General features: G+C 66.0%; 19 protein-coding genes. 12 read left to right on the forward strand and 7 right to left on the reverse strand.

Annotated features, from left to right (window positions below):
- The first annotated feature begins 4 nt into the window (after positions 1–4).
- From mazG to gcvH, 7 genes are all read left to right on the forward strand, one after another.
- Complete coding sequence (gene mazG / locus RI032_RS13715; RefSeq protein ID WP_322547156.1) at positions 5–844, forward strand: nucleoside triphosphate pyrophosphohydrolase; 840 nt, start codon at positions 5–7, stop codon at positions 842–844.
- Positions 841–1,170 (forward strand): YnfA family protein, encoded by a 330-nt coding sequence (locus tag RI032_RS13720; protein ID WP_197657218.1) that lies wholly within the window; start codon positions 841–843, stop codon positions 1,168–1,170. The genes mazG and RI032_RS13720 overlap by 4 nt, the downstream gene beginning before the upstream one ends.
- A gap of 160 nt (positions 1,171–1,330) precedes the next feature.
- Positions 1,331–1,633 (forward strand): Mpo1-like protein, encoded by a 303-nt coding sequence (locus RI032_RS13725; protein ID WP_010482717.1) that lies wholly within the window; start codon positions 1,331–1,333, stop codon positions 1,631–1,633.
- Between the two features lie 66 nt (positions 1,634–1,699).
- Positions 1,700–2,659, forward strand: a complete 960-nt coding sequence (locus RI032_RS13730) for an SPFH domain-containing protein (RefSeq protein ID WP_322547157.1) — start codon at positions 1,700–1,702, stop codon at positions 2,657–2,659.
- Between the two features lies 1 nt (position 2,660).
- Positions 2,661–3,104, forward strand: coding sequence for an NfeD family protein (locus RI032_RS13735; RefSeq protein WP_010482721.1), 444 nt, complete (start codon positions 2,661–2,663; stop codon positions 3,102–3,104).
- A gap of 144 nt (positions 3,105–3,248) precedes the next feature.
- Positions 3,249–4,361 carry a glycine cleavage system aminomethyltransferase GcvT gene (gene gcvT, locus RI032_RS13740; protein ID WP_322547158.1) on the forward strand — a complete coding sequence of 371 codons (1,113 nt, stop codon included), beginning with the start codon at positions 3,249–3,251 and terminating at the stop codon, positions 4,359–4,361.
- Positions 4,362–4,454: 93 nt separating this feature from the next.
- A complete protein-coding gene (gcvH, locus tag RI032_RS13745) occupies positions 4,455–4,850 on the forward strand; it encodes a glycine cleavage system protein GcvH (RefSeq protein WP_010482723.1) in 396 nt (131 codons plus the stop codon).
- A gap of 292 nt (positions 4,851–5,142) precedes the next feature.
- Here the strand turns inward: gcvH and RI032_RS13750 are convergent, their stop codons facing one another.
- A complete protein-coding gene (locus RI032_RS13750; RefSeq protein WP_322547159.1) occupies positions 5,143–5,514 on the reverse strand; it encodes a hypothetical protein in 372 nt (123 codons plus the stop codon).
- Between the two features lie 111 nt (positions 5,515–5,625).
- Between RI032_RS13750 and RI032_RS13755 the strand changes: the two genes are divergently transcribed.
- Entirely contained in the window at positions 5,626–6,132 is a 507-nt protein-coding gene (locus tag RI032_RS13755) for a histone (RefSeq protein ID WP_134959012.1), read from the forward strand.
- A gap of 120 nt (positions 6,133–6,252) precedes the next feature.
- On the opposite strand, the gene RI032_RS13760 is transcribed toward RI032_RS13755, so the two are convergent.
- The gene (locus tag RI032_RS13760) at positions 6,253–7,146 is read right to left on the reverse strand and encodes a LysR family transcriptional regulator (protein WP_322547160.1); all 894 of its coding nucleotides are present in this window, start codon (positions 7,144–7,146) and stop codon (positions 6,253–6,255) included.
- 114 nt (positions 7,147–7,260) lie between these two features.
- Between RI032_RS13760 and RI032_RS13765 the strand changes: the two genes are divergently transcribed.
- The gene (locus tag RI032_RS13765; RefSeq protein WP_241877648.1) at positions 7,261–8,019 is read left to right on the forward strand and encodes an SDR family oxidoreductase; all 759 of its coding nucleotides are present in this window, start codon (positions 7,261–7,263) and stop codon (positions 8,017–8,019) included.
- 142 nt (positions 8,020–8,161) lie between these two features.
- Here RI032_RS13765 and RI032_RS13770 read toward each other — a convergent pair whose 3' ends face one another.
- Positions 8,162–9,559 carry a serine hydrolase domain-containing protein gene (locus RI032_RS13770; protein WP_057503476.1) on the reverse strand — a complete coding sequence of 466 codons (1,398 nt, stop codon included), beginning with the start codon at positions 9,557–9,559 and terminating at the stop codon, positions 8,162–8,164.
- A gap of 286 nt (positions 9,560–9,845) precedes the next feature.
- Between RI032_RS13770 and RI032_RS13775 the strand changes: the two genes are divergently transcribed.
- Both RI032_RS13775 and RI032_RS13780 read left to right on the forward strand, forming a co-directional pair.
- Entirely contained in the window at positions 9,846–11,174 is a 1,329-nt protein-coding gene (locus tag RI032_RS13775) for an NTP/NDP exchange transporter (protein ID WP_053443390.1), read from the forward strand.
- A gap of 30 nt (positions 11,175–11,204) precedes the next feature.
- Complete coding sequence (locus RI032_RS13780) at positions 11,205–11,552, forward strand: DUF1304 domain-containing protein (RefSeq protein ID WP_322547161.1); 348 nt, start codon at positions 11,205–11,207, stop codon at positions 11,550–11,552.
- Positions 11,553–11,581: 29 nt separating this feature from the next.
- On the opposite strand, the gene RI032_RS13785 is transcribed toward RI032_RS13780, so the two are convergent.
- The 4 genes from RI032_RS13785 to RI032_RS13800 form a co-directional block, all read right to left on the reverse strand.
- Positions 11,582–11,965 carry a hypothetical protein gene (locus tag RI032_RS13785; protein WP_231298639.1) on the reverse strand — a complete coding sequence of 128 codons (384 nt, stop codon included), beginning with the start codon at positions 11,963–11,965 and terminating at the stop codon, positions 11,582–11,584.
- Positions 11,966–11,992: 27 nt separating this feature from the next.
- On the reverse strand, positions 11,993–12,472 hold the full coding sequence (locus RI032_RS13790) for a hotdog fold domain-containing protein (protein WP_057503480.1): 480 nt from the start codon (positions 12,470–12,472) through the stop codon (positions 11,993–11,995).
- Between the two features lie 75 nt (positions 12,473–12,547).
- A complete protein-coding gene (locus RI032_RS13795; RefSeq protein WP_043399155.1) occupies positions 12,548–15,025 on the reverse strand; it encodes an acyl-CoA dehydrogenase in 2,478 nt (825 codons plus the stop codon).
- Positions 15,022–15,939: an alpha/beta fold hydrolase gene (locus RI032_RS13800; protein ID WP_043399152.1), complete on the reverse strand. Its 918-nt coding sequence runs from the start codon at positions 15,937–15,939 to the stop codon at positions 15,022–15,024. The genes RI032_RS13795 and RI032_RS13800 overlap by 4 nt, the downstream gene beginning before the upstream one ends.
- A gap of 141 nt (positions 15,940–16,080) precedes the next feature.
- Here RI032_RS13800 and RI032_RS13805 point away from each other — a divergent pair, with 141 nt between their 5' ends.
- Positions 16,081–16,683, forward strand: a complete 603-nt coding sequence (locus RI032_RS13805; protein ID WP_006464233.1) for a TetR/AcrR family transcriptional regulator — start codon at positions 16,081–16,083, stop codon at positions 16,681–16,683.
- Positions 16,684–16,693 lie beyond the last annotated feature (10 nt).

Here is a 16,693-nt window from a genome sequence, read left to right on the forward strand (position 1 = left end):
CCGCATGAGCGCGCACGACACCCCCACCACCGGCAGCGCCGCAAGCAACGAACTGGAGCGCCTGCTGGCGATCATGGCGCGTCTGCGCGATCCGCAGGGCGGCTGCCCGTGGGACCTGGAGCAGAACTTCGCGACCATCGCGCCGTACACCATCGAGGAAGCCTACGAGGTGGCCGATGCGATCGACCGCGGCGACCTCGACGACCTGTGCGACGAGCTGGGCGACCTGTTGCTGCAGGTGGTGTTCCATGCGCGCATGGCCGAAGAGCAGGGCAGCTTCGCCTTCGCAGACGTGGCCCGCGCGATCAGCGACAAGATGCAGCGCCGCCACCCGCACGTGTTCGCCGAGGTCAGTGTCGATGATGCCGACGGGGTAATGCGTAACTGGGAGGCGATCAAACGGGCCGAGCGCGCCGCCAAGGGCGAGCAGGACACCTCCGCGCTGGCCGGCATCTCGCGCGGCCTGCCGGAATGGCAGCGGGCAGTGAAGCTGCAGTCGCGCGCGGCCAAGGTCGGCTTCGACTGGCCGGGCCCGTTGCCGGTGCTGGACAAGGCGGCCGAGGAACTGCAGGAGCTGCGCGAGGAGTTCGAGCGCGGCGATATCGCCGGCAACAAGGCGCGCCTGCAGGAAGAACTGGGCGACCTGCTGTTCGTCTGCGCCAACCTGGCGCGCCACGCCGATATCGATCTGGGTGCGGCGCTGCGCGGGGCCAACCACAAGTTCGAACGTCGCTTCCGTGCGATGGAAGCGCAGGCCGATGCGCAGGGTGAGGCGCTGGCTGCGATGGACCTGGAGGCGCAGGAAGCCCTCTGGCAGCACGCCAAGGCGGCGGAGAAGGCGTGAAGACACTCGGCCTGTTTCTGCTGACCGCGCTGGCCGAGATCGTCGGCTGCTACCTGCCGTGGCTGTGGCTGCGGAAGGGCGGCAGCATCTGGCTGCTGCTGCCGGCGGCCACCAGCCTGGCCCTGTTCGCCTGGCTGTTGACCCTGCATCCGACCGCCAGTGGTCGGGTCTATGCCGCCTACGGTGGCGTCTACATCGGCACCGCGCTGTTCTGGCTGTGGCTGGTCGATGGCATCCGTCCCAGCCGCTGGGACCTGTTCGGCGCCGCGCTGTGCCTGGCCGGCATGGCGGTGATCATGTTCGGGCCGCGCACCTCATCGGTGTAAGTCCGGGCAAGGCGGTTCTGTAGAGCCGAGCCCACGCTCGGCTGCTCTTCTTTCCGACCGCGCTGGCACGCGCAAGCCGAGCATGGTTCGGTGCTGCAAGGCAGCGCAGCGCCCCCCGAAAGGCGCATGATGGGCCTGACCATGGCCCCGGAGCATGCGCATGTCCCGCTTCGCCAGCTTCCGCGAGTTCTATCCGTTCTACCTCAGCGAGCACCGCCATCCGGTGTCGCGCCGGCTGCACTTCGTCGGTAGCTGCGGGGTGCTGCTGCTGGTTGCGGCGGCGATCCTGCGCGGCCAACCCATCCTTGTGCTGGCCGCACTGTTCTGCGGTTACAGCTTCGCCTGGGTCGGCCATTTCTTTTTCGAGAAGAACCGCCCGGCCACCTTCCAGCACCCGCTGTACTCGTTCATGGGCGACTGGGTGATGTTCGCCGACATCCTGCGCGGGCGCGTGCCCTGGTAGCTCCGCTGTGAATGCGGCCTTCACGCGCTATGCTGGGGCCTGGACGTCATCGATAAGGAAAGCAAGATGTTCCCGACCATGTTCTTTACCGTGGTACTGGCCTTCGTGGCCGTGGTGATCCTGTTCAAGGCCGTACGGATGGTGCCCCAGGGCTACGAGTGGACCGTCGAGCGCTTCGGGCGCTACACGCACACCATGACCCCCGGCCTGCATTTCCTGATCCCGATCGTGTACGGGGTGGGGCGCAAGGTGAACATGATGGAGCAGGTGCTGGATGTGCCCAGCCAGGAAGTGATCACCAAGGACAACGCCGCCGTGCGCGTGGACGGCGTGGTGTTCTTCCAGGTACTGGATGCTGCCAAGGCCGCCTATGAGGTGGCCAACCTGGAAGTGGCGATGATCGCCCTGGTGCAGACCAACATCCGTACCGTGATCGGTTCGATGGACCTGGACGAATCGCTCAGCCAGCGCGAGGTGATCAATGCCCAGCTGCTGAGCGTGGTCGACCATGCCACCAATCCCTGGGGCGTGAAGGTCAACCGCATCGAGATCCGCGACATCCAGCCGCCGCGGGATCTGCTGGACGCGATGGCGCGGCAGATGAAGGCCGAGCGCGAAAAGCGCGCGCAGATCCTTGAGGCAGAGGGTTCACGCCAGTCGGAGATCCTGCGCGCCGATGGCGAAAAGCAGGCCACCGTGCTGGAGGCCGAAGGCCGCCGCGAAGCTGCGTTCCGTGATGCCGAGGCACGCGAGCGCCTGGCCGAGGCCGAAGCGATGGCGACCAAGGTGGTGTCGGCGGCGATTGCCGAGGGTGACGTGCAGGCGATCAACTACTTTGTTGCGCAGAAGTACGTGGAAGCGTTCAAGGAACTGGCCGGTTCGCCGAACCAGAAGCTGGTGCTGATGCCGATGGAGGCCAGTGGTGTGATCGGTTCGATCGCGGGCGTGGCCGAACTGGCGAAGCAGGCGCTGGCCAGCCAGGACAACAAGGCCGCCGGCAAGCGGCCGCCGCCGCTCGGAGGCTGACATGCGCTGGGAAGTCGTCGGTTGGGGCGCGTTGGCGCTGCTGCTGTTCGCGGCCGAAGCGCTGGCGCCGGGTGCGTTCATGCTGTGGATCGGCATTGGCGCGGCGGCGGTGTTCGTACTGGTTGCGGTGTTCAGTGACATTCCGCTGTTGTGGCAGGTGATCGCTTTCGTCCTGCTGAGTGTGGTCTCGATCCAGTGCTACCGGCGCTGGGGGCGGCCGCGGGCACGGCCCAGCGATGCGCCGTTGCTCAACCGCCGCGCCGAGCAGCTCGTCGGCCGGGAGGTGGTACTGCAGCAGGGCATCGTCGGTGGCCAGGGACGGGTCAGCATTGACGATGCGTCCTGGCAGGTGAGCGGTCCGGAGCTGCCTGCGGGTACGTGGGTGCGGGTGCGCAGCGTGCAGGGCACGGTGCTGGTGGTCGAGGACGCAGGCCGCCCCCTGTAGAGCCGAGCCCACGCTCGGCTCCCACACGAAGAGCAGCCGGGCATGGGCTCGGCTCTACAGCTCCGGCGCTGCGCTGCGGCACGCCTGCGGGCGACCGATCTGGGATAATGGGGATTCTTGTTTCCTCTGCTGCCGGACCCGGTCATGACCCAGAAGACGCTGCTCAACGATACCCACCGCGCCCTTGGCGCCAAGATGGTCGATTTCGGGGGTTGGGACATGCCCATCCACTACGGCTCGCAGCTGGACGAGCACCACCAGGTGCGTCTCGAGTCCGGTGTGTTCGACGTCAGCCACATGACGGTGGTCGACCTGCGCGGTGAGCAGGTCAAGCCGTTCCTGCGCCGCCTGCTGGCCAACTCGGTCGACAAGCTGAAGGTGACCGGCAAGGCGCTGTACTCGTGCATGCTGAACCCGCGCGGCGGCGTCATCGACGACCTGATCGTCTACTACCTGGGCGACGATTTCTTCCGCATGGTGGTCAATGCCTCCACCCGCGAGAAGGACCTGGCCTGGCTGCGCGAGCAGGCTGCGCCGTTCGGCGTCACCGTCGAGCAGCGCCCGGACCTGGCCATCCTGGCCGTGCAGGGACCGCAGGCGCGCGACATCGTGATCGGCCTGGCGCGTGATGCGGACCGTCAGGCGCTGACCAAGCTGGGCCGTTTCGCCGCCCTGCAGGTGCAGTCCGATGACGGCGTCGAACTGTTCGTCGCCCGTACCGGTTACACCGGCGAAGACGGTTTCGAGATCCTGCTGCGGCAGGACGCCGTGGTCGCGTTCTGGAACCGCCTGCTGGCGGCGGGCGTGAAGCCGGCCGGCCTCGGCGCACGCGACACGCTGCGCCTGGAAGCCGGCATGAACCTGTACGGCCAGGACATGGACGAAGAGATCAGCCCGTACGAAGCGGCGCTGGCCTGGACCGTGTCGCTGGACGAAGGCCGCGACTTCATCGGCCGCGACGTGCTGGAAGCGCAGAAGGCCGCGGGCACTGCACGCCAGATGATCGGCCTGGTGATGGACGAGAAGGGCGTGCTGCGCCACGGCCAGGCGGTGACCACCGCGGGCGGCCAGGGCGAGATCCTGTCCGGCACCTTCTCGCCGACCCTGGCCAAGGGCATCGCCTTCGCCCGCGTACCGGCCGGTGAACTCGGCGAGGTCACCGTCGACATCCGCGGCCGGCAGGTACCGGTACGCGTGGTCAAGTTCCCGTTCGTGCGCGAAGGCCAGGCCCAGCCCGGCGTGCTCGCCGACGCCTGATCCGAAACTGCCGATCGTCACTGACAGCAGTGGCGGCCGGTTGGTTACACTAGCCCCGTTTTTTCCACCCCTGCATATCTCTGGAGCAGTCCCATGAGCGAGATCCCCGGCGACCTCAAGTTCCTCAAGTCCCATGAGTGGGCCCGTGTCGAAGGCAATGGCCGTGTCACCGTCGGTATTTCCGACCACGCCCAAGGCCTGCTGGGTGACCTGGTCTACGTCGAACTGCCGGAAGTCGGTGCCGACGCCAAGGCTGGCGAGCAGATCGCCGTTGTCGAGTCGGTGAAGGCCGCCTCGGACGTCTACAGCCCGATCAGCGGCAAGGTCGTCGAGGTCAACTCGGCGCTGTCCGACAAGCCGGAAACCATCAATGAAGATGCCTACGGCGAAGGCTGGATGTTCGTGGTCGAACTGACCAACGCCGAAGAGCTCAACGAACTGCTGGATCCGGACGCGTATGCCGAAGCCCTGGAAAACGACGACCACTGAGTCGTCACTTCCGGGTTCTGGAACGGCCACCTTCGGGTGGCCGTTTTTGTTTTGGCGAGTGCGTCGGACTCATGACGGCGGGTTCGCTCTGCACCCTCGGCGTGGCATCAGCCGACAGACGAACGGTGCCGATCGGCGTGCGCAGTTTTGCGCAAATCCGCGTTTCCGCCCTGCGCCGAAGCGATCAGATGTGAAAACTTTTCGCCCCCCGTTGCGGCCCCGTTGTGCTGGCGTTGGCGACGGTGCCGGTGACCATCGGCGATGCACGTGCGCTGTTGTCCAGAACATGTGCCTATCTGCGCAGAGTGCTTATTTCAAGTGTTTTTTGTTCAGAGAGCGCATCGATGTCGTCGCATGCGACGCGCGTGCGCGCCGCTTCAATGGTCGTTGCAGGGCGCGCACGGCGGTGGCGCGGGCGGCGTCCGGGCTGGCGCGGATGTGAAAATTTTTCGCGGGGGTTGTTGACAGTAAAAAAAACCGTGATTAGGTTTCGCCTCAGCAGACCTTGCCTGCCCAACCGAGTGCGCAGAATCAATCGTCCGATGCGAAGCAGCCCCTTCAAGACCACCGCGACCCTGATGACGGTGGACATGGCCCCGCTTCCCCCGGAGAAATGCAAGGCAACTCCCGTTCCGATGTCCGCTCCGCCGATCGAGGCGGACATTGCCGCATCCGTAACGGCGCGCCTGACGCGCCGGCGGTCCCCGCACGCAGTATCCGCGGGTTTGATCCAACTGGGCGTTTCAACTCCCTATCACTGACGAGGAGCCATCCCATGGCAACCAAGAAAGCTGCGAAGAAGAAGCCCGCCGCCAAGAAAGCGGTGAAGAAGGTCGCGAAGAAGGCTGCTGCCAAGAAGGCAGTGAAGAAGGTCGCGAAGAAGGCGACCGCCAAGAAGGCAGTGAAGAAGGCTGCGAAGAAGGTCGCCAAGAAGGCCACTGCGAAGAAGGCAGTGAAGAAGGCGGCGAAGAAGGTAGCCAAGAAGTCCACTGCCAAGAAGGCCGTCAAGAAGACCGCCAAGAAGGCCGTCAAGAAGGTAGCCAAGAAGGCCACCAAGAAGACTGCCAAGAAGGCAACGGCCCGCAAGCCGGCCAAGAAGGTCGCGAAGAAGGCGACTGCCAAGAAGGCCGCCAAGAAGGCAGTAAAGAAGACCGCGAAGAAGGCCACCAAGAAGGCTGCCCCGAAGAAGGCAGCGAAGAAGGTTGCCAAGCGCAAGCCGGCCGCCCGCAAGAAGAAGGCCGCTCCGGTCGCTCTGCCGGCAACCCCGGCGCCGCTGATCTAAGTACTTCCCGATAGCCGCATCCTGAAACCCCCTTCCCTGGCTGCCCAGCGGGGAGGGGGTTTTTTTATGGAGCGGTTTGTAGCGTCGGGCCATGCCCGACGGCTTTTCTGACGGTCGACGCTAGCGGTGCGGCGCAGGTGGAAAGCGCTCCACCAGGAAGTCCAGGAAGCTGCGCAGGCGGGTCGAGTGGTAGCGATCGTGGGCGTAGACCACGTGCATCGGCCGACCGGTCTGGCCATGCTCCGGGAACAGCTGCACCAGGCGTCCGGCGTCGACGTCGGCAGCCAGCAGCAGTGCCGACTGCAGCACGATGCCCAGCCCATGCAGCGCCGCCGTGCGCAGTGCTTCGCCGTTGTTGATCTGCAGCCGGCCGTCGGGCACACGCTCAAGCCCGCCAGCATCGACCTGCAGCCACTGCGCCAGTGCGCTGGGTTCGAAGGACAGGCATTGGTGCCGGGCAAGCGCCTGCAGGTCGGAGGGCGTACCGTGCCGGGCGAGGTATCCGGGCGATGCGCACATCATCAAGTGATACGGTGCCAGCGCACGCGCCACCAGCATGCTGCTGTCGGCCAGCGTGCCGATGCGCAGCGCCGCTTCGAAACCCTCCTCGGCGAGATCGACCACGCGGTCGGTCAGCGTGGCTTCGACCCGGACCTCCGGATGGCGCGCCATGTACTCGGCCAGTGCCGGTACCAGCGCATGCGTGCCGAAGATCACCGGCGCACTGATGCGCAGCGTACCCGCCGGTGCCAGTTGCTGGTGCTGCGCCTGCGCGTCGGTTTCTTCCACCAGGCGCAGGATCTCCCGGCAGCGGATGTAGTAGTCCTCGCCGAAGGGCGTCATATGCTGGCGCCGGGTGGTACGGCTCAACAACTGCATGCCCAACCGTGCTTCCAATGCACGCAGGTGCTTGCCGGCCATCGTCGCGGAGATATCCATCGCCGCCGCCGCTGCACTGAGACTGCCCTTGTCCACGATCAGCACGTAGACCTGCATGCTCTCCAGCAGGTTCATCTGACACTCCGGGTGTTGAATGCTGAAACCTGCGCGGAGTTTATCAATCAGGGGTGATCAAACAGCATGTCGTGCAAGGGCTGGATTGGCCGGCCACGTGGAAAGGAGAACACCATGGACTTGAATCTTGCAGGCCGTACCGCATTGGTCACGGGGGCGGGCAGTGGCATCGGTGCCGCCGTCGCCAGGCATCTGGCGGCCCAGGGCGTGCGCGTCGCCATCACGTCGCGGCAGCGCGCGCCCCTGCAGGCGCTGGCGGCGCGGATCGAAGCCGAAGGCGGCGCGGCGCCGGTCATCGTGGTCGGCGATGTCACCGTCGCCGACGACGTCCGGTCCATCGCGGAGGCATCCCGGGAGGCATTGCAGCGCGTGGACATCCTGGTCAATGCCGCAGGGGGCTCCCGGCCGACCACGGTGGATGCCGATGACGAGGTCTGGGAGGAAGCGATCGCCCTGAACTTCTCCGCCGCACGACGGCTGACCCAGGCGCTGTTGCCCGGCATGCAGGCGCAGGCATGGGGGCGGGTGATCAATTTCAGCGGTTCGATGGAGCCACGTTCGGTGAATGCCGCCACCGCGGCTAAGGCGGCGCTGCATCTGTGGAGCAAGGGGTTGTCGTCGGAGGTGGCCGGGCAGGGGATTACGGTGAATGCGATTGCACCGGGGCGCATCAACAGCCCGCAGATTCTTGATCGCCTGCATCCCACCGAGGAAAGCCGGCGCGAGTTCATTGCACGCAACATTCCGATCGGGCGCTTCGGCGAGCCGGACGAAGTGGCGCCGCTGGTGGCCTTCCTGGCTTCGCCGCTGGCCGGCTACATTACCGGTGCGGTGATTCCGGTGGATGGCGGCATGCACTACTTCGCGCATTAGCGCTGCGGAGCTGTAGAGCCGAGCCCATGCTCGGCTGCCTCGCGCCAGAATTCCGCTCAGCCGAGCACGGCTCGGCGCTACACAACAACAAAAAAGGGCAGCCCTCAGGCCGCCCTTCATGTTTACGGTCGAGCCCGCCTGATCAGCGCGGGGACGCCACCGCGCGGTTGCTCGAGGCACCCTTGCCCTTGCGCTTGTCCTGCTGCGCCGGGCTTGCGCCCTCGGCCATCAGGTTGTCGCTGCCGAAGTCGGTGTCCACATCCAGCCAGCGCTGCGCAGGCAGGCCGAGCGCGGAATCGAGCACGGTCGGCAGCAGGCCGCTGGGCAGGCTGCTTTCGCCATTCCACATGATGGCGATGCCCAGATCGCGTTCCGGCACCAGCGCGACCAGGCCGCGATAGCCCTGCACGGCACCGGCATGGAACACCACGTCGTGGCCGGCGTAGTCGAAGGTGCGCCAGCCCAGGGCGTAGCCGGCCGAGTGCAGGCGCTCGCGGCGCCAGCCCGAACGCATCTCGCCGGGGGTGCTGATCAGGCTCGAATGCAGGGTGGCCAGCAGCGGTGCCGGCAGCACGTCCGGGCGGTGGCCGGTGTGGGCGAGCAGCCACTGCGCCATGTCGCTGGCGCTGGCATTGACGCCGGCCGCCGGGGCGACCCGGTAGTAGGTCGGCTTCGGCGTCAGCGAGACCCAGCCGTTGCGGCTGCGCACATGCGGACGCGCCCAGCGCGAGCTGGCCTGGATGCCGGCCAGGCCGAGGCTGGCATCGTTCATGCCCAGCGGCTTGAAGATGCGGCGCTCGACCGACTGCTCGTAGAAGCTGCCGGAGGCGGCATAGACGACGTCGCCGATCAGGCTGAAGGCCACGTTCTGGTAGGCGTAGCAGTCGCCCGGCAGGCACTTCAGGCTGGTGTTGGCCAGCTTCTGGGTCAGCGAGTAGTACTCGGCGTTGCCTTCGATGTCGCGGTCGTAGGCGTTGTAGGGCAGGCCGACGCGATGGCTGAGCACGTCGGCCACGGTCAGGCGATCGGTCGCTTCCGGCGAGTTCAGGCGGAAGCCCGGCACATAGTCGGTGACCTTGCTGTCCCAGCGCAGCGTGCCGTCGTTGACCAGCAGGCCGGCCATGGTGCCGGCGAAGGCCTTGGACAGCGAGGCCAGGCGGAACACGGTGTGGGCATCGACCGGCAGCGGGTTGTTGACGTCGGTAACGCCATAGCCGCGCGCGCTGAGGATGCGCCCGCCCTGCACGATGGCCACCGCCATGCCCGGCACGCGCTCGCCATAGGTAAGCTGCTGCGCCATCGATTCGATATTGGCCACGTTGAAGCCGGCCGCCGGCAGCTGCACCTGCGGCACCAGGCCGGTGCGGTAGGCGGCGGGCTGCGTGTGGGCGACGGCGGTGGCGGCGGATTCGATGTTGGCCGGCATCGGCGGCAATGGCGGCGGGGTCTGCGCGGTGGTGGACAAGGCAACGGGCATCAACATGCCCAGCAAACCGGTGGCCGCCGAACGGATCGGACGACGCAGGCTGTTCTTTTTCATCGTGGAGACCCGTGCGCGACTGCTGATTGCGATTCTAGCGCCGCTTTTCCCTTGTGCACAAACAAAGCGAAGATGAATGCGCATCTCGTTGAAAAAGTTGGAATTTTGACGCCCAGAATGCATGTATCGGAACGTGTCGTATGGGTGGGGCCGTGACACTGCGTTGCAGCCTTCTGCGTGGTGGCTGCTGGCGATGTTGCAGTGCATTGGCTAACGTACGCGCTTCACCGCCCCCGGAGCCTGCCATGCCGCTGTCCAACCGCCGTCTTCTGGCGAGGGACGCCGCGTGAGCGCGGTGAAGGGCAAGGGGCCGCTGCGTGGGCTGACGGTGGCACTGCGTGAGTCGCCGGCGCTGTGGTGGTCGTTCCTGTACTTCTTCTGCCTGCTCAGTGGCTACTACGTGCTGCGCCCGGTGCGTGAGGCGATGGCTGCCTCGGCTGACCTGGAGACCGTGTTTCCGCCGATGCTGATCGCCTGGTTTGCCAGCCATGGCATCGCGCTGAAGGACTTCGTCCTGCAGTTCCTGTTCTCCTGCGTGTTCGTGATCATGCTGGTACTGCAGCCGGTGTACGGCTGGCTGGTCAGCCGCTTCCCGCGGCGGGTGTTCCTGCCGGCGGTGTATGGGTTCTTCATCGTCACTCTGCTGGTTTTCTATGCGTTGTTCGATAGCAACGTGCCGGGGCGCGGCATGGCCTTCTTCTTCTGGATCAGCGTCTTCAACCTGTTCGCGGTGGCGGTGTTCTGGAGCTTCATGGCCGACGTCTTTTCAAACGCGCAGGCGCGTGCCTTCTACGGATACATCGGCGCGGCCGGCACCATCGGTGCCTTCCTCGGGCCGTTCATCACCAGTGTGCTGGTGCAGCGGGTGGGTATTGCCAACCTGATGCTGGTATCCACCGGATTCCTGATGGTCTGCCTGTTCTGCATCTGGCGCTTGCGGCACTGGGCGGTGCTGCGCGAGCGTGAGCAGCGGCTGGTGTCGGGAGAAAAACCGATGGGCGGTAGTGTGCTCGACGGCCTCAAGCTGATCGTTCGCGAACCCCTGCTGCGTTGGCTGGCGATCATGGTGCTGTTCGGTGTGGGCATTGGCACCCTGCTGTACAACCAGCAGGCCACTATCGTGCGTGCCTCATTCAATGATGCAGGCGCCGCCACCGCCTTCTTCTCGCGTATCGATCTGGCGGTGAACGCACTGGCGCTGCTGATGCAGCTGGGCCTGACCCGCTGGCTGCTGTCGCGCCACGGCATCGCGCCGGCCCTGTTGATCCCTGGCTTTGCGATCCTGATCGGCTTCTCGGTGCTTGCCGCTTCACCCATGCCGTTGATGGTGGCCGTGGTGCAGGTGATGACCCGCGCCAGCGAGTTCGCATTGGCCAAGCCGGCACGTGAAACCATCTATACCCGCGTGGACCGGCAGTGGCGTTACAAGGCCGGCGCGGCCATCGATACGGTGGTGTACCGCGGCGCGGACCTGAGCTTTGCGTGGGTGCACAAGGGCTTGTCGCTGTTTGGTTCACATGTGGTGTTCATCGGTGGCGTGGTGGTTGCCGCGTGCATGACCGCCGCCGCGTTTGGTGTACTGCGCGAAGAAAAAAAGCTGCCGCGCGACCGCTGATCCCGTCCAGTCATTTCGAGGAGAGAAACCATGTCGCTGATCGCGCTGCTGCTGACCGTGCTGGTCGCGGTGCTGCACCTGTACTTCCTGGTGCTGGAGATGTTCCTGTGGACCCGTCCGCTGGGCTTGAAGACGTTCCACAACACGCCGGAGAAGGCGGAGACCACGCGCGTGCTGGCGGCCAACCAGGGCCTGTACAACGGCTTCCTGGCGGCGGGCATCGTGGTGGGGCTGGTGATGGCGCAGCCGGTGCTGGTGACGTTCTCGTTGGGCTGCGTGGTAGTGGCGGGGGCCTATGGCGCATGGAGCGTAAGCCCGCGCATATTCATGATCCAGGCCGTACCGGCGATCCTGGCACTGGTGTTGCGAGTGCTCTGAAGTGGGCGCGTGCTGGCAAGCGCCATCGCTCAGCGGCTGATGGCGCGCATGAAGCCCAGCCACATTGGCACGGCATGCAGCGCCGCACCCAGCACGAACAGGCCTGTCAGCAGGTGTACGCGCCAGTCGTTGATACGCAGGAAGACGAATTGTTCAAGCGTGCGGCCCACCCAGAACACCGCCATGAAGCCCAGCAGGACCACCCCCAGACGAGTGTCGACCAGGTCCGGGGCAAAGATCAGCGCGATCAGCCCCATTCCCAGGAACACATAGATCACGCGCAGATTCAGGATCTGCATGATCGCGCGATTGGCCATGCCGAGCTGGGCGAGCTCGCGTTTCCAGCCGAACAGCCGCCAGAACGCCAGATGGAAGGCGGCAAACCCCAGGCTGTGAATGCCTGCCAGGCGCACCAGCAGTTCAGTGGTCGTCATGGTTGATCAGCCTGTGCGCGGAGGGCGTGGCGATACCCACATCGCGATGGTCGCATGGAACACCTCGGTCCCTGCCGCATCGGTCACGCTGACCTTCACCGGCAGGTCGTAGCCGTCCGCAGCACTGACGATGGACAACACTGGCGTCGCCACGGCCTTCAACGTGCCCAAGGCCTTGGCCTGGTATTTCACGTCCATGCCCTTGGGGATCCAGCGCATGTCTGCCGGCAGGCTGGCGTCCACCATCAGCCCGGCGGTCAGCTCGGCCAGGTTGCACATCGCGATCGCATGCACCGTGCCGATGTGGTTGCGCACCTTGCGGCGATCGGCCAGCGTGCCTTCGCAGCGGCCGTGTTCCAGGCGGGTGATGCGCGGTGCGATGCTGGCGAAGTAGGGCGCCTTGAAGCAGACCGCGCGCGAGAACAGCCAGTTGCCGGCGGGCCAGCGCTGCAGGCGGCGGTAGAGCGAAAGCAGGGGCGTGGACATGAGCGGTTTCCGGTCGGCGGATAGAACGACGGCGGGCCGAGGCCCGCCGTCGAAGGCAACGCGTGTCGTGGGCGATCAGGCCGCCTGCGAATGCGGATCCTTGTGCTGGCGGTCGTAGTAGCTGGCCGCGCGCAGCTCGTGGGTGTCGAAATCGTCCACGGTGATGGTGTCCAGGGTCAGCGTGCGCAGCTCTTCCAGCAGGCTGCGCTCGTCCTGGGTGATCACGCCCTCGGCCACGGCTTCGTCCAGCTGGGCCTTGAAGTCCAGCGCTTCGATGCCCTTGCTCTTCAGCGCCTTGAGGAACTTGCGCTCCACCGGCTCGGCCATGATCGCCTTGCTCAGGTAGCTGTTGATGCGGCCACCCGGGTTGTTCTCGCACGGGGTCAGGAACACGCCGCTGGCCAGACGATCACGCGCTTCGTTCGGCGCCATCAGCAGGGCGGCGACGCGGCGGCTCAGACGGTCGCCCGGAGCCTCGGCACGACGGCCCAGCGGGAAGATCAGCGCCCACATCAGCCAGCCGATCGGACGGATCGGGAAGTTGCGCAGCGCGGCCGACAGCGATTCCTCGATCTTGTGCACGCTGTCATGGAAGGCCCAGGCCAGCAGCGGCTGGTCGGCCTGCGGTGCGCCTTCGTCGTGGTAGCGCTTGAGCATGGCGCTGGTCATGTAGACGTGGCTCAGCACATCGCCCAGGCGGCCTGACAGCGATTCCTTGAACTTCAGCTTGCCGCCGAGGGTCATCATCGAGATGTCGGCCATCAGCGCCAGGTTGGCCGAGTAACGGTCCAGCTTGCGGAAGTAGCGGCGGGTATAGGCGTCGCCCGGGGCGGCGCCGAAGCGCGCGCCGGTCAGGCCGAACCAGAACGAACGCACGGCATTGGAGATACCGAAGCGGATGTGGCCGAACAGGCTGCGGTCGAACTCCTGCAGGCCGGCACGGGTGTCCGGATCCTGCGCGGCCTTCATTTCCTTCAGCACCCACGGGTGGCAGAGGATCGCACCCTGGCCGAAGATCAGCAGGCTGCGGGTCATGATGTTGGCGCCTTCCACGGTGATCGCGATCGGCGCGGCCTGCCAGCTGCGGCCGGCGAAGTTGCGCGGCCCCAGGATGATGCCCTTGCCGCCGATCACGTCCATCATGTCCGAGATCACCTCGCGGCTCATGTTGGTGCAGTGGTACTTGGCGATCGCCGACGGCACCGACGGCACGTCACCACGGTCGACCGCCGCGGCGGTGGCCTGCGACAGCGCGCTGATCTTGTAGGCCTTGCCGCCGATGCGGGCCAGCGCTTCTTCCACGCCCTCGAAGCGGCCGACCGACAGGCCGAACTGCTTGCGGATGCGTGCGTAGGCGCCGGTGACGGCGGCACCGGCCTTGGCACCGCCACTGGCGGTGGACGGCAGCGTGATCGAGCGGCCCACGGCCAGGCACTCGTTGAGCATGTTCCAGCCCTTGCCGGCCATGGCTGCGCCACCGATCAGCTGGGTCAACGGAATGAACACGTCCTTGCCGCGGATCGGACCGTTCTGGAAGGTCGAGTTCAGCGGGAAGTGGCGACGGCCGATTTCAACACCAGCGGTGTCGCGCGGCAGCAGGCCCAGGGTGATGCCGATGTCGCGGGTATCGCCGATCAGGCCATCCGGGTCGTACATGCGGAAGGCCAGGCCGATCAGCGATGCGACCGGCGCCAGGGTGATGTAGCGCTTGTCGAAGGTCAGCTTGACGCCGAGCACCTGCTCGCCGTTCCACTCGCCCTTGCAGACGATGCCGTAGTCCGGAATGGAGGTGGCGTCGGAACCGGCGAACGGACCGGTCAGGCCGAAGCAGGGCACCTCGCGACCATCGGCCAGGCGCGGCAGGTACTGGTCCTTCTGTTCCTGGGTGCCGTAATGCACCAGCAGTTCACCCGGGCCCAGCGAGTTCGGCACGCCGACGGTGGAGCTGACCACCGAAGACACCGAGGCCAGCTTCTGGATCACCTTGTGGTGGGCCAGTGCGGAGAAGCCCAGGCCGCCGTATTCCTTCGGGATGATCATGCCGAAGAACTTGTTCTTCTTGATGAAGGCCCACAGCTCCGGCGGCAGATCGGCATGGACGTGGGTGATTTCCCAGTCGTTGACCATGGTGCACAGCTCTTCCACCGGGCCATCGAGGAAGGCCTGTTCTTCGGCGGTCAGCTGCGGCTTGGGATAGTTGAGCAGGATGTTCCAGTCCGGATCACCGGTGAACAGTTCGCCCTCGAAGCCGACCGAGCCGGTTTCCAGCGCGATGCGCTCGGTCTGCGACAGCGGCGGCAGCACCTTGCGGAACACCTTCATCATCGGGCCGGTCAGCAGCGGCTTGCGGATGAACGGCAGCAGCAGCGGCACGGCGATGACGGCAAGCACGGCGGCCGCGACGATCGTGGCGGTCTGGTTGACGTAGGGAATGAACCAGCAGGCGGCCAGCAGGGCCACGCTGATCAGCGTCCAGGTAACCAGCCGCATGCGGTGGTAGGCGACGAACGCGCCTGCCAGCAGCAGGGCGAGGAAGGGAAGAACGATGCTCATGAGCGTGCTCCGGTGACGTGCTCGTTTGTGGCGGACGAAGCCGCAGCGTCTGCTGCGGGCAACACGTCCAGATAGTCCAACACAGTAGCGGTAAAGGCGTCGTTGTCATCGCCGGCGACCATGTGCGTGGCCTGCGGCAGCTGTACATGGCGCGCGTGCGGCGCCAACGCCAGGAATTCGGCCACGGTCTGCGGCGTGACCAGGTCGCTGCGGCCGCCGCTGACCAGCAGCAGCGGGCACTTCACCTGCCGCGCGGCCTCGGCCAGTGCATCCTGGTGCTGCTCGCTGTCGCGGGCCAGTTCGGCCACCAGTCGCGGATCCCAGTGCCAGCGCCAGCGGCCATGGCCGTCCTCGCGCAGCAGGGCGCGCAGCGACTGCTCGGATTTGCGCGGGCGGTGCGGCATGTAGGCCGAGATCACGTCGGCGGCCTGGGTGAGCGAGGCGAAGCCGTCGGGATGGGCGGTCATGAAGGCCAGGATGCGTTCAACACCGGCGGTATCCCAACGCGGGGTGATGTCGACCAGCACCATCGCCGAGAACAGGCCCGGCCAGCGCGATTCGGCCAGCAGGCCGAACAGGCCGCCCATCGAGGCTGCGACCAGCACCGGCGGGCGCGGCTGCTCGCCGGCCAGCACGATCAGGTCATCGGCGAACTGTTCGCCGTGGTAGGGCAGGTCGGCGGCATTCCAGTCCGAATCGCCGTGGCCGCGTGCGTCATAAGCCAGGGTCTGCAGGCCGGCTGCAGACAGGGCACGCGCGGTGGCATTCCAGGCATGACGGGTCTGGCCGAAGCCGTGCGCGAACAGCACCCGGCCACGGCGACCGTGGTCGCTGGCAGTGGCGGCGAGGCGGGCGCCATGGGCCGCCTCCAGGCGCAGGTCATGGAACGCAGCGGGAGTAGGGGACGTAACCATACTTGCTAGTATGGATCGCCTGTGAGGGAAGTCAATACTGCATCGTATGGTGCAGTGCGACAGGCCTGCAGGAGAGGCCTTTGACGGTTTCGCCCGCAACGGCGTACTGCAACGAACCCCGGCGTATGGTTAAATCAGCCCATGAATCAACCTGACGCTTCTGCCGGCGAACCGCGCGCCGGCCGCAACAGCCGCCTGAGTGCCGAAGACTGGGCCCAGGCGGCCCTCGACCTGATTGCTGAACAAGGCGTAGGCGCCGTTGCGGTGGAACCGCTGGCGCGGCGACTCGGCGTGACCAAGGGCAGTTTCTATTGGCATTTCCCCTCGCGTGACGCCTTGTTGCAGGCCGCGCTGGAACGCTGGGAACTGTTCGAACAGGAACAGGTGTTCGGCAGCCTGGAAGACGTACCGGACCCGCGCGTGCGCCTGCGCCAGCTGTTCCAGATGGTGGCGCATGAAGTGCAGCCGCACATCATCTACAGCGAGCTGCTGAAGGCATTGGACCATCCGATGGTGCGGCCGGTGATCGACCGCGTGTCGCAGCGCCGCCTCGACTATCTGATCGCCTCGTTCCGCCAGGCAGGGCTCAGCTCGACCGATGCACGCCATCGCGCACGCCTGGCCTACGCCGCCTATGTCGGCTTCCTGCAGCTATCCCTGCAGCTGCAGCAGCCCAAGCAGGCGCGCGAGGATTTCGAAGCCTATGTCGAGCATCTCATCGAGACGCTGATTCCGAACGGTTGAGCGTTGTTGC

Origin of the sequence: Stenotrophomonas geniculata, assembly GCF_034508895.1 — a bacterium.
Classification (GTDB): domain Bacteria; phylum Pseudomonadota; class Gammaproteobacteria; order Xanthomonadales; family Xanthomonadaceae; genus Stenotrophomonas; species Stenotrophomonas geniculata.